Source organism: Halosolutus sp. DAT137, from assembly GCF_059736405.1.
The window spans coordinates 161568-174623 of the sequence record NZ_JCAQID010000011.1 but is presented as its reverse complement, the minus strand read 5'-3'; the positions used below and the strand labels follow the sequence as shown (position 1 = coordinate 174623).

At 58.0% G+C, this 13056-nt stretch carries 12 protein-coding genes; all 12 read right to left on the bottom strand.

Going from position 1 to position 13056, the window contains the following annotated elements:
- Nucleotides 1–5: 5 nt before the first annotated feature.
- Nucleotides 6–731, bottom strand: coding sequence for an HAD family hydrolase (locus tag AC6I6L_RS18045; protein ID WP_497919147.1), 726 nt, complete (start codon nucleotides 729–731; stop codon nucleotides 6–8).
- Nucleotides 728–1957 carry an anhydro-N-acetylmuramic acid kinase gene (locus tag AC6I6L_RS18040; protein ID WP_497919146.1) on the bottom strand — a complete coding sequence of 410 codons (1230 nt, stop codon included), beginning with the start codon at nucleotides 1955–1957 and terminating at the stop codon, nucleotides 728–730. The genes AC6I6L_RS18045 and AC6I6L_RS18040 overlap by 4 nt, the downstream gene beginning before the upstream one ends.
- A gap of 55 nt (nucleotides 1958–2012) precedes the next feature.
- On the bottom strand, nucleotides 2013–2477 hold the full coding sequence (locus tag AC6I6L_RS18035) for a GNAT family N-acetyltransferase (protein ID WP_497919145.1): 465 nt from the start codon (nucleotides 2475–2477) through the stop codon (nucleotides 2013–2015).
- A complete protein-coding gene (locus tag AC6I6L_RS18030; protein WP_497919144.1) occupies nucleotides 2474–3556 on the bottom strand; it encodes a serine hydrolase domain-containing protein in 1083 nt (360 codons plus the stop codon). The genes AC6I6L_RS18035 and AC6I6L_RS18030 overlap by 4 nt, the downstream gene beginning before the upstream one ends.
- Nucleotides 3549–4661 carry an ABC transporter ATP-binding protein gene (locus tag AC6I6L_RS18025; RefSeq protein ID WP_497919143.1) on the bottom strand — a complete coding sequence of 371 codons (1113 nt, stop codon included), beginning with the start codon at nucleotides 4659–4661 and terminating at the stop codon, nucleotides 3549–3551. The genes AC6I6L_RS18030 and AC6I6L_RS18025 overlap by 8 nt, the downstream gene beginning before the upstream one ends.
- Nucleotides 4658–5896: an ABC transporter ATP-binding protein gene (locus tag AC6I6L_RS18020; RefSeq protein ID WP_497919142.1), complete on the bottom strand. Its 1239-nt coding sequence runs from the start codon at nucleotides 5894–5896 to the stop codon at nucleotides 4658–4660. The genes AC6I6L_RS18025 and AC6I6L_RS18020 overlap by 4 nt, the downstream gene beginning before the upstream one ends.
- The gene (locus AC6I6L_RS18015) at nucleotides 5893–6810 is read right to left on the bottom strand and encodes an ABC transporter permease (RefSeq protein WP_497919141.1); all 918 of its coding nucleotides are present in this window, start codon (nucleotides 6808–6810) and stop codon (nucleotides 5893–5895) included. Before AC6I6L_RS18015 ends, AC6I6L_RS18020 begins: the two co-directional genes overlap by 4 nt.
- A complete protein-coding gene (locus AC6I6L_RS18010) occupies nucleotides 6803–7747 on the bottom strand; it encodes an ABC transporter permease (protein WP_497919140.1) in 945 nt (314 codons plus the stop codon). The genes AC6I6L_RS18015 and AC6I6L_RS18010 overlap by 8 nt, the downstream gene beginning before the upstream one ends.
- A gap of 11 nt (nucleotides 7748–7758) precedes the next feature.
- Entirely contained in the window at nucleotides 7759–9123 is a 1365-nt protein-coding gene (locus AC6I6L_RS18005; protein ID WP_497919139.1) for an ABC transporter substrate-binding protein, read from the bottom strand.
- 320 nt (nucleotides 9124–9443) lie between these two features.
- Complete coding sequence (locus AC6I6L_RS18000; protein WP_497919138.1) at nucleotides 9444–10616, bottom strand: exo-beta-N-acetylmuramidase NamZ family protein; 1173 nt, start codon at nucleotides 10614–10616, stop codon at nucleotides 9444–9446.
- Nucleotides 10617–10661: 45 nt separating this feature from the next.
- Entirely contained in the window at nucleotides 10662–11822 is a 1161-nt protein-coding gene (locus AC6I6L_RS17995) for a hypothetical protein (protein WP_497919137.1), read from the bottom strand.
- 52 nt (nucleotides 11823–11874) lie between these two features.
- Nucleotides 11875–12993, bottom strand: coding sequence for a mandelate racemase/muconate lactonizing enzyme family protein (locus tag AC6I6L_RS17990; protein ID WP_497919136.1), 1119 nt, complete (start codon nucleotides 12991–12993; stop codon nucleotides 11875–11877).
- Nucleotides 12994–13056: the final 63 nt, after the last annotated feature.

The window sequence follows — 13056 nt, the reverse complement described above, 5'->3', positions numbered from 1 at the left end:
ACTCGCTAGCGGATGATGGTGGCGAACAGATTTTCGACCAACTGGAGATCACGTGTGTCAATTACCACATCAACTACTTCATACACGCCGTCGTCGATCCGGTCATCTGGGTCGAATAACACCGACGTTCCCGCGACCTCGAACGCCTCTTCATCCGTGTGCGAGTCACCGACGTAAAACACGTCGTCCGTCGTAATCCCGCGATCTCGGCAGACTCGTTCGAGTACGTCGTCTTTATCATCCGGGCCGACTCCGGCATCGACACCCGTGATCGTCCCCGAATCATCGAACTGAATCTCGTTTCCGAAGGTAAATTCGGGGCCGAACTCCGTTAGCACGTCCTGTAGGTTGGTCACTCCGGCACTAACCGTCCCGAACGGAACGTTAGCGTTCTCGATCGTCTCGAGCAAGGCCCCCGCACCTCGGGTGAGTTTCACGGCCGCCGCAGCACGGCGAATGTGGGCTTCAGTGACGCCGCGATCGGCCAGTAAGGCCGCGTTCTCCGCACACCATTCCGGGAACGTCCGTTCGCCCTCGCGGAATTGCTCGGTCAGTACCTTCCCTTGGTCGCGCGTTCCGAATAGCTCCTGGAGGAGGAGCCAGCCGCCACGCTGGTCTACGAGGGTGCCATCGAAATCAAACACCACGAGTTCTGGCCGAGAGGCTGTTTCCCACGCCGACGTCTCGGGGACGGTGACGCCGGGGGACTCGTCGATCGAACGGTTCGTCATGGGAGGCTCACCTTCCCCATTACGACCGGCTCCTCCGCCCCCGTCGCGCCGGGGACGTTGTTCGGTCGACCGTCCAGACGGGCGATGCCCATAAGCGCGAACAACGCAGCCTCCTTCGAATCCGGGTCGAACCCAAGCGACGAGAGTCGATCGACATCACACGCTACGCGGTCGGATAGCATCGTCAGGAGCGTGGGATTGTACGCACCGCCGCCCGAGACAAACACTTCGTCCGGGTACGGATCGGCAAAGCGATCGTACGCGTCAGCTATTGTCGCGGCCGTGAACGCCGTCGCCGTCGCTACGAGGTCTGCGTCGTCAAGTCCATGCTCACGTCCAGCCTCGATGAACCGTCGTGCGTATTCGTGACCGAAGTCTTCACGTCCAGTCGTTTTTGGGGGCGACGCTTCGAAATAGGATTCGTTCAGAAATTGGTCGATTACGGATTCATCTGGCGTTCCCTGTGCGGCGATCTCTCCGTCGATGTCGTACGTTTGCTCACCATCTGTGAGGATTTCGACGACGGCGTCGATGACCATGTTTCCCGGGCCGGTATCGAACGCACGCACATCACTGCGGCCCGGCGATGGTGGCAAGAGCGTACAGTTTCCGATGCCACCGATGTTCTGCAATGACCGATGTTTTTCCCCGTCGCTGAATACTGTTGCGTCCAAGTACGGTGCCAACGGGGCACCGTGACCACCAGCCGCGATATCAGCCGTCCGGAAGTCGGAAACAGTTATTACTCCCGTCTCGCGGGCGATGACGCTTCCGTCCGCGATTTGAAGCGTCGATCGGCAGGGGTGGTCGACACCCGGGAGTTCTTCTTGGACACCGATGTGCCAGATCGTCTGACCGTGACTCCCGATTACGTCGACGTCTTCGGGGTCGACTCCAGCTTCGTCCATCGCAGCTGTTGCGACATCCGCAAGGAGCGTCCCGAGGCCGATATTCAACCGACACGCCTCGTCGACGGTCCCCGTCTCTTCGTCACACAGTTCGACCAATCGCGTTCTGAGGTCCGTCGGGTAGCTCTCGGAGACGAAGGATTCAACGGCAACTTCGTATGGGTACTCTTCGTTCGTTCCTGTCTCCGTCACTGAACAGCAGGCAGCGTCGATGCCGTCGAGAGAGGTTCCTGACATGATCCCGACGGCGTACCTCGCGTTGCCGCCATCCGTTCGTACGGATGACCGACCGGATCGAGAGCGCGTATCAGACGACACACTCGTCTGGTGGTATTCATCTGGGCTATTCGGTTGCGTAGTCGACTGCTCTGGATTACTGGTCATAAGTTTGTTTTCTGAACACGTATTCGTCAATACCGCTCTCCACGTAGTTTTCGAGTACTCCAACTCGATCGTAGCCGTGACGGCGATAGAACTCCTGTGCTGCTTCGTTAAAGTCAGATACGAGAAGAAACAGGTCGTCGCTTGCGGTCTCCGACGAGAGGTAGCGCTCGGCGTGGTCCAACAATGTCGTTCCGATTCCCTTCCCCTGTGCATTTTCCGCGACGCCGATGAGTTTGATATAGCCGGATCGGTCGAACGCGCCGTTCGGAACGGCCCACGTGAAGCCCGTTACAACCTCGTCAACGGTCGCGACGGCGAGCAGATCCTCGTCTGCGACGGTCGCAGCGTCGAGGCGGAACGGAGATTCATACTCCGTCCACGGGGTCGTCGTCGACAGGATGGTGTCGACCGTAGCGAGGTCGTCCCGCTTGTACGGACGGACGGTCACGTTCATGAGTCGTTTGCCCGCTTTGTTGTTGCGGCGGCGATGTCGTGAACCTGCTGACGAAACGACTGCAGCGATCCGTCGGGGTCCGTCGTCAGAACGTGGTTCGTGAGCAGGACGACGAACTGATCGCGATCTGGATCGATCCACATCGAGGTACCCGTAAACCCGGTGTGACCGAACGCGCTCGGTGACCACGCGGTTCCGGGAATGTCTTTTTGTCCGAGTTTCCAGCCGAGTCCCTGTGGCGTGTCGATAGAATCGATCGCATCCGTGCGAAGCTGATCGACCATGTCCGGTGAGAGGAATCGTCCCCCCTCGTGGATGCCTCGGCGCAACAACATCTGTGCGACGGTCGCTAGATCCCGACCGGTAGAGAAGACGCCGGCGTTTCCGGCTTCGCCGTCCATCGCTCGGCCGAGATAATCGTGTATCTCCCCCCTAAGAACCCGATCTTTCCAGCGACGATCACGCGTCGCAGCCACGTTCTCAGCTGGAATCGGTCCGATCGCCGTGTCCCCAAGTCCGAGCGGATCGGTCACGTGCGTCTCGAAGAGCGTTGCAAGGCTCTCACCGGTTACTCGGCGGAGTACCTCTGCGAGGAAAACGAAGTTTAGGTCGCTGTAGACGTACCACTCGTCCGGTTTTGAGAGTACCGATAGCGGGCTCTCGAACAGCGACTGGAGCACAGCCGATTTGGATTCCCAGCCGAACGGAAAGGCCTTGTATGGAGGGAGTCCGGACGTGTGCGTCAGCAGGGACCGTAGCGGGATTGCACCTCGTTGTGTATCGTGGAGTTCGTCGATATGTGAACCCACCGTTGACGAGAGTGTCAGTTTCCCAGTTTCAACGAGGCGCAGGGCGATCGTCGTCGTCGCAACCACCTTCGTAAGTGATGCGACATCGAATTTTGTGTCCGGCGTAACCGGATCGCCAGCGAAGTTTCGTTGACCCGTATCGAGGTGTGTATCGACACCGTCGGTCGATCCGACGACCACGACAGCACCGTCAAACAGCCCCTGATCGATACCGGTCTCGAGACGAGAGCGTAGGGCGGTCGTTCGACGAAACGATTCCGTGTCAGTCATCCGGATCCTCCGGAACGGTGCCGCGGAGCTGATCCGGAGCCACCCCCGTCACCCCCCCGACCGTTCCAGATCGCGTATCGGGATTGGTGAAATGACACAGATACTGATGCTCGGGTGATTCGACGGCAGGCTCGGGTTTGACCGCCGCACACGCTTCCTGGGCGAGCGGACATCGAGTATGAAACCGGCATCCAGAGGGAGGATTTATCGGGTCCGGTGGCTGTCCCTCCAGTCGGATTTTTTCACTTCCGGCTTCACCGATTTCCGGAACCGCAGACAGGAGTGACTGCGTGTACGGGTGTTTCGGATCCTCGAAGATCGTCTCGGTCGGTGCGACCTCGACCATCTCGCCGAGATACATTACGCCTACGCGATCCGTGATATACCGGATCGTTCGCAGGTCGTGCGAGATAAATACGAGCGTTAGGTCGTATTCATCCTGAATCTCGGTGATGAGTTCCAAGATCTGCGCTTGGACCGTGACATCCAGTGCGCTCGTGGGTTCGTCGGCGACGATGAACGTTGGGTTGACGCTGATCGCCCGTGCGATCTCCACGCGTTGCTTTTGGCCGCCAGAGAGCTCGTGTGGGTACCGATGGCGCATCCCTGGATCGAGGCCGACGCGATCGAGCAGTGATCGGATCTCCGCGTCTTGTGCGTCCTCGTCGAGGTCGCGGTGAAGTTGGAGCGGTCGTCGAAGGATTTTCCCAATCCGCTTGCGCGGGTTCAGTGAAGAAGAGGGATCCTGATGGATGAACTGGATCTCAGAACGGAAGGGGCGCAACGCGCGGTTCGACAGCTCGGTCAGGTCGTGCCCGCGATAGGTAATCGACCCGCCGGTCGGGTCTTCCAGTCGAAGCAACGTCCGCGCGAGCGTCGATTTGCCGCATCCGCTTTCACCCACGAGACCGAACGTTTCTCTCTCGGTGAGCGTCAGTGAGACGCCATCGACTGCTTTGACGTACCGTGTTTCCCCGACTAGCGAGGCAAACAACCCCTCGTTCACGGGGAAGTACTTCTCGAGTTCGGAGACTTCCAGCAGCGGCTCCGCATCGCTGGCTGCTCCGTCAGCGACACCCACGTCGTGTTCGTGGTTCGCGTTCATAACTCACCCCCAGTCGCCTCAGGCCGGGTCCGATCGGCCGTAGACCGATGCGGTGCCAAGCTATCGCCGCTACCGTAGAGGACGCAGTGAACGTCGTGTCCGGTCAGTTCATCTCGGCGCGGTGACGGCGCGGCTCCGTCGGCCCCACCGTCGCGAACGGGGAGCGGTTCATCCGATTCGGTTACCGGGTACAGGAGTGGAAACTCTGTATCGCAACAGGCCGTCGCCGACGGACACCGCGGGGCGAACGGGCAACCAGACGGTTTGGCGGTTGGGTCGGGTACCTGTCCCGCCAGCGGATTGAGGGTCTCTCTTCCGTCGAGGCTGGGAATGCTGTCCAGTAGCGCTTGCGTGTAGGGGTGTTTCGGGTGATCGAACAGTTCGTCCGTCAGCGTTTGCTCGACGATCCTGCCGGCGTACATGACGGCAACGCGGTCACAGATTTCGTTCACGACGCCCATATCGTGCGTAATGAACAGAACCGCCGTGTTGAACTCGTCTTGAACTTCGTTGATCAGGTCTAGAATTTGCGCTTCGATGGTCACGTCGAGCGCTGTCGTCGGTTCGTCCGCGATCAACAGGTCGGGCTGGCAACTGATCGCCATCGCGATCATCGCTCGTTGCTTCATGCCGCCGGAGTACTCGTGAGGATATTCCAGCGCGCGTTTTTCGGGGGCGGGGATTCCGACCCGTTCGAACAATTCGACCGTCTTGTCCCACGAGTTCTCGTACTTTGTCGGATGGGATTTCGAGCGGATCAGGTTGCCGAGCACGGACTTCTCGAGCCGACTGATACCCTCGCCCGGAATCGACCGGTGAGTTCGGATCGTCTCGGAGATTTGGTCCCCAACTGTGAGGACGGGATTCAGCGACGACCCAGTCTCCTGGAAGATCATCGAGATCCTGTTCCCGCGAATTTCACGGATCTCGTCCTCGGTCTTTTTCAACATCTCTTCACCGTCGAACTCGATCGTTCCATCGATCTGGGCCGAGTCCTCCAGTAACCCTAGAATCGACGACGCAGTCACCGACTTACCGCTGCCACTTTCCCCCACGAGACCGACGGTCTCGCCGGGTTCGATCGACAGCGATACGTTGGTTACCGCTTCGACGAGTCCCTCTTGAGTGGGAAAATTCACAGAGAGATCCGTGATGTCCAGTAGCGCCTGTGTGTCTTCCGAGCGGTTTTGGTCTGTACCGGTTCCCGTCTTGTCGAAGTTTCGATCTTGCGTCATCGGGTAGCCTCCATTTCTTCTTCCTGGTGTGGGTCGAGGGCGTCACGAAGTGCATCGCCCATGAAATTGAGGTTCAGGACGGTGAACATGATCGCGAGACCCGGAGCTATCGTCCACCACGGCGCGTGCGTCATGAACTGACGGCTGTCCGCCAGCATGCGACCCCATGACGGCTCCGGCGGAGGAACACCGAGCCCGAGGAACGAAAGGGCGCTCTCCAGCAGGATCGCGACGGCCATGCTAATCGTTCCCTGAACGATTATCGGTGCCGTGACGTTCGGGAGGATCTCCCACCCGATGATCCGGAAGTCAGACTCCCCGATCGATCGAGCGGCCTGAACGAACTCCTCGTCCTTGACCGAGAGAACGCTCCCGCGTGTGACCCTGGCAAAGATCGGCCAGTAGACCACACCAACTGCGATGATCACGTTGTACCAGTTCTGACCAAGGATAGCGACCATCGCCAGCGCGAGCAGCAGTGCTGGGAACGAGAAGATCGTGTCCGCAAACCGCATGATCCCCTCTCCGAGCACGCCCTCGTAGTACCCGGCGATCGCACCGAGCGTCACGCCGATTCCGGCCGCCACGGCGACGCCGACGAACGCGACGGTAAGCGATGTGCGAGCACCGAGTGCCACCCGAGCGAGAATGTCACGACCGTATCGATCGGTTCCGAAGGGATGGACCAACGATGGCGCCTGGTTCATGATGTCCAGGTTTGTCGCCGTCGGATCGTGCGGAATTACGAGCGGCCCAAATACCGCGAAAAAGAGCGTGAACCCGAGTCCAGCCGTTCCGAGAAGTGCGAGTCGATCGTTCCGGATCGTTCGGACGAATACCTCGAGGAACGACTGCTGGCTCGATCCCTCCTGCAGTTCGTTGTCGACGTCGGCAGTTGATTGTGCATCACTCATAACGAATCCTCGGATCGAGATAGGTGTACAGGATATCGACGACGAAATTAACCGTCGTGAACAGGAACGCTGTAACTAACAGGACACCCTGTAAGATCAGGAAGTCTCGATTCAGAACGCCGTTCAGGGCGAGTCGCCCGAACCCCGGGAGTGCGAAAATCTCTTCGATGACGATCGAGCCGCCGAGCAAGTAGCCCAGGTTGATTCCGATAATCGTCACCGTGGGAATGAGTGCGTTCATGATCGAGTGCTTGTTGTTGATCAGTGCAGGAACGAGTCCCTTGGCCCTCGCGACCTCGACGTACTGTTGATCCATCACTTCGAGTAAACTCGAGCGCATATACCGCATTACGATCGCTGCCTGTGCGGTCCCGAGTGCGATCCACGGAAGAATCAGGTATCGGACCCCTTCGATGGGGTGTGCTAGAGGGGAAACGAACCCGGAAGCCGGCAGTACCCGAAGGTACTCCGCGAACACCAAAATGAGGAGAATTCCAAGGAAGAAATTCGGGATTGCGATCCCCGAGTACGCGACTACAGTCGCCCCGGAATCGAACTTCGTGTTTCGGTGGGTGGCGGAGATAATGCCAGCCGGGATACCGATAAAAATGGACACTAAGAGAGCGCCGCCGGCCAGCCAGAGAGTCACTGGAAGCGTCTGGACGATGAGATCGCTAACGGGTTGTCCGTACATTATCGATGTCCCGAGATCCCCAGTCAAGACGTCTCCCAGCCAATTGAAGTATCGAACGTACAGCGGCTGGTCGAGACCGAGATCCTCACGGACCATCTGGACCTGTTCCTCCGTGGCCTCCGTCCCCAGCATCGTCCGGACAGGGTCACCGCCGGCCACATTGATCAGCAGAAACGCAATCAGTGTCACGCCGAATAGGACGGGAACGTACTGGGCGATTCTCTTGACGATGTAGCGTTTCATTTCCCAGGATGTTAGCTGTTTAGCGAGACGTTGTGGAAACTCGTGAGGTTCGCGACTTCCAATTCGTACCCCTCAACCTCGGTACGGTGCGCGACGGCTTCGTTGTCGAAGTAAAGGTATGTCATCGGAACCTCCTCTTGAACGATCTCTTCGATCTCACCGTAAATATCCGCTCTGGCATCCGGATCGGTCTCCGAACGTCCTTCTTCGAGGAGTTCGTCGACGCGATCGTTTTCGTAAGCCCAGTGGTTCCACGGTCCTTCGGAGTGGTACTGTCTGTAGTACCATCCGTCCGGATCTACGCGTCCGCTCCAGGACCCGATCGCCATTTCGTAGTCGTTGTTGACCCAGACCTCGTCAAGCCAGGTCGAAAAGTCGAGTTCGACAACTTCGACATCGAATCCGAGGTCGGAGAGGTGTCCCTGGATCAGTGTCGCAGCGTCTGCACCGGGTCCCGGAGTTCGCGATACCTTGATCGACGTTTCGACACTGTTTGGATCGACTCCCGCCTCATCGAGCAACTCGCGAGCCTGGTCTAGGTCCTGATCCGGAGTTGGACCGGGATCGATCGTATTCACCCATTCGCTCGCTGGCGGGATCGGATAATGAACCGGTTCGCCGTGTCCGAAGAGGACGCCTTGAACGATGTCTTCCCTGCTGATCGCGTGGCTTACGGCACGTCGGACACGCGCGTCGTCGAACGGTTCCTCATCGCCGTTGAACCAGTAGCCCTGATTGAACAGGCCAGTCTCCGTCGCTACGTCCGTTTCGCTGTTTTCGGAGAGGCTTTCGATATCCTGGTACGGAACGCTCTCCAAAACGTGCGTGTCGCCCACCTCGAGTGCCGTCAATCGGGCTGCCGGCTCGGGGACGATATCGAATTCCACATCCTCCAGATTCGGCACGCCATCGACGTGATAGTCGTCGAACGCTTCGATCTCGACACCCTGATTAATCGTCCAGTCCACGAACGAGAAGGGACCCGTCCCGATCGGGTGTTCCTGTAGGTCCACCTCTTCAGCTGCTCCCTCGGGGATAATCTCTACGGACTCCGCGAAGGCAGTCAACATCGGTGCGAACGGCTCGTCGAGTTCGAATCGAACTGTGTACTCGTCGACAGCCTCGACGTTTTCGACCCGGGTGAAGTTCGCCGCACGCGGCGAGCCAACGTCCGGATCCATCACGCGCTCGAACGTGTACACCACGTCGGTAGCCGTCATTTCGCCGCCGATCGGCTCGTGGAACTGGACACCCTCCTTGAGCGAGATCGTGTACTCGGTTTCGTCGTCGCTGATCTCGTAGTCCGTGGCGAGCAGCGGTTCCGGCTCGAGGTCAGCGTTGAGCCGAAAGAGGCCCTCGACGACGTTTTCTAGCACACGCTGGGCTCTGTTAATCGTCGTCAGATGCGGGTCGAAGTTTTCGGGATCGTCAGGGAATGTTACAGTAAGGACCTGCCCATCCCCGTTTCCGTTCCCACCAATACCCTCCTGGGGTTCCGCGTCACCCTCGCTACACCCAGCAAGTGCAGCTCCGAGAGCGACCCCAGAGATAGCGCGCAGAGTGCTACGCCTATCGACGCCAATGTCATTGCTATCGCTTTGCATACTTCGAATACTGAACTCGATTGTACCATTATAAAACTATCGGGGATAATGGACTGAATGGGTATCTCCGATCGGGATTGCGAGCAACCAATTTATTCGTACAAGAGATACTCAGAATTCGACTCGAAGAATCGATTTCCCTCGTCGTTCCATGCCTCGACAATGCGATCGATCGCGACACGAAGGTTAGCCCCGTTTCTGACATCTTGCGTGGCAATCCGTAATTCGGGCCCGCCAGTGAGGTCGTCGATCAGGTATTCGCCATCGATCTGGACCCATGTACACTCGGCGTATTCGTAAAACGCGGTGAGAACCATGGTAACGCCGACTCTAAGCGGATCGAACACTTCACGATCAAGTACGTGAACTTGCACGCCTTCCACGTCTGATCGCTCGTGCTTCGAGAACATAGGGGTGAAATGTGCGGGCCGAAACTTCACGCCGGGCGGATTCATGTCGTTTAGCATCGCTGCGAAGGTCGTCGCACCGATCCAGGGTGCACCAACCAACTCGAAGGGGTTCGTTGTTCCGCGTCCTTCTGAGAGGGGCGTCGCCTCGAAGAGACACGTCCCAGGATAAACCAGCGCGGTCATCAAAGACGGCATGTTCGGAGACGGCGGGACCCAGGTCAACTCGAAGTCGTCAAACCACCGATTGCGAGACCAATCAGCCATCTCAATTATCGTGAGATCCACATCCAGATCCATTTCACTCGCAAAGTAGCGTCCGAGTTCGCCCACTGTCATACCGTGGAGTATCGGGAGGGGGGTTCCCGTCGGTTGCTGAGCGAGCGTACCTGCAGGACCGAGCGGGGCGATAGGATTGGGTCGATCGAGCACGGTAACGGGGGTATCAGCCTTCGCCGCCTGAGTGAGGACGTGCCCGAGGATTCGGGCGAACGTCGAGAATCGTGTACCGACCTCTTGTATATCGTAAATCAATCGATCGAGCTCCGCTATCTGCTCGACTGTCGTTCCGTTCGGCCCTCCATTTCGGCCGTGTCCTTGTGCTGTCAGGTCGTACACCGGGAGTCCCGTTTTCTCGTCGATGTGCTCTGTGATCGCATCCTGAGAATGTTCGTTGCCACGGATACCGTGAGTTGGTCCGAACAGCGCTTCGAGTTGGACGACGTCGCTCGCGTTCAGCAAATCAATAGTCGATTCGAGATCAGCCGTAACTCCGGACGGATTGGTGACGAGCCCGACTGTTGGTTCCTCCCGGCCACGATCCGTATCGAGGAACGCTTCGACCCCTAAGGTAACCATTCTACTAAATTAGTCTATGAGCATTGTAAATAAACGCTTCTACTATTACAATTCTACGCTCCGAAGCCACTCGATGTGCTCGTCGGTCATCAGCGAGTGATTGTACACGTGGACGGCAGCTGGGTTCTCATCGAGCAACGAATCGATTGCACGCATCCACCTCGACTGATCGTTCCAGCGGGTAGGATCCACCGTAACTCCCGCTTCGGTTCGTATTCCCGTCCGCTCACGGATCCGCTGAACTCGCCCGTCCGTGACGGTTGGATCGTCCGAATAATACAGCGCCGTAACCGAGTCTAAGTGGGGCGCGAGTCGCTCGAGTCGAACCCCGGCCCATCGTCCATCGTCAACCCCTCTCCCCAACCCGTCCGCGACGTAATAGTTCAGTGGGACTCGGCCACTGCTCGCTTCGAGGTCTGAAACGAGGTCAGTGATTGTCGCCTGCCTGAACGCGAACAAATCATGCAGATTCTGATATTCGTCTACAACGTCGACGAGAGAAGTATCAGAAGCACCGGTCACACTATTCAAGGACCGCGAAAGGAGGTCCCGAACCAGCTCTGCTGTTGGCTCGAGATCGAAGTCAGCTCGTTCCTGACACGCATCACAGAAACACTGTGAGAGCAAGACCTGACTCAGATCGTCACTCGCAGCGAAGTTCTTCAGGTGACCGAACGACTCTCCGTGAGGGTGAAGTGCTGTTGGATAGCCGATCGATTCGAGGTCGATTCGACTCACACCGTAGTCGGCGAGCACCCGGACGACCTCTGCTAGGTACGTCCGAACAGCCGGATGGCTGGGACAGAGACCGTGTTCGTGTTCCGTTCCGAAGGGGCCGACGGGTCGGTACTCGGGGTTTTCATTCGCCAATCGAGAGCTGTGCAGGCACACGGTCCACGCGGACACGTCCAAGTCTACAGCGGTTGCTACGTCAATTACCTCACGGAGCGGGTCGGATAGTCCGGCCACCTCACATACCGGAGGGTCGATGCTGGAGTCGAAGAGATGGTCTTTCTTCGGTCGGAAGAAGCACCCTCCGGGAACATCCGTAAAAGGATTCGATTCCGATCGTGGGTTGAGCGTCCTAATCGAGTGATACTGGGCGGCGACGTTGATCCGGTCGACGCCAGCGTCTACTAACTCCTGGCAGGTTTTTTCCAGCCCCTTCTCCTGAAGTGCCCATGGGTACGCCCAGACACACTTCATCTACGATCTCCGTTGTTGCGTGCTCGTGTCTTATGCATCATCTGTCCTCCGTTCATGCGTCAAGACGGTATTCTTCGACTTTGGACTCATCGACCGTGATCCCCAGGCCGGGGCCAGTGGGAACCGGGTACGCCCCGTTCTGAACCTCGAAGGGATCCACGAGCACGTAATCCTCCCATCCGTAATACACGGAATCGGGTGCCAGATCGATCGCAGCGGTGGACCCAACGAGATGAAGCATCGCAGCGGTCTTAATTCCGAGGTCGAACCCACAGTGGTGCGAGACCGACACACCCGCTGCTTCAGCTTCTGCAGCTTGCCCTCGCGCCGCCGAGAGACCGCCAGCGGGAACGAGATCGATGACGGCAGCGTCGATGGCATCCGCCTTCAACAGTTGTCGAAGGTTGCCGTTGAAGTACGTGTCTTCGTTTACGCCGACCGGCGTACGTGTCCGGGAACGGAGCGATGCGTAACTTCCGAAGGTTTCCGTCCGGATTGGTTGTTCGATGTACTCTAGGAGAATTCCACGGTTTTCTAACCTAGTAAGCGCACGGACGGCCTCGGTCATCGTCCACCCTTGATTCGGATCGAGACGAAAGTCGAGTTCGCCGTCAACAGCATCGTGCATCGCTGCCAACCGCTCAACATCTACGTTCCAGTCCGGCCCTGCTTTCGTTTTCAACGCAGTGAACCCCGCGTCAGCAGCTTGCTGGGCGTGAACTGCAGATTCCTCGGGCGAAAGAATCCCCAGGCAAAACGCAACGTCGACCTCGTCAGTTCCCCTCCCGCCGAGTAGCTCCGATATCGACGCATCGTTCTTCTTTCCGAGAACGTCCCATACTGCGGTATCAACCGCACCCAAAAAGGGGTCAATCCGAACGTAGGGATAATAGAACTCCTCGAGGACCGCGTGTGCGTTCTCGATCGGCTCCCCGACTAGTTCCGGCGCAATAACGTCCTCGATTACCGTTTTCGTGACCTTGGCCGATTTGAGCGCTACCAACATCTCACCCCAGCCGAGAATTCCCTCGTCTGTTTCCAGACGAACGAGAACCCGATCTACGGATTCGACCTGATCGTGGTTGCTGACGTACGGTGCCAATCCGAGTTCGTCTTCGAGGGGGGCGACACCCATCCGTACCGGGATCGCTTCTAGGTCCGTGATTGTCATACTGCCAATGCTCGTGGCGTTCTATATCAATCCTTTTGTCGGACCAGATACACCACGTCGGAA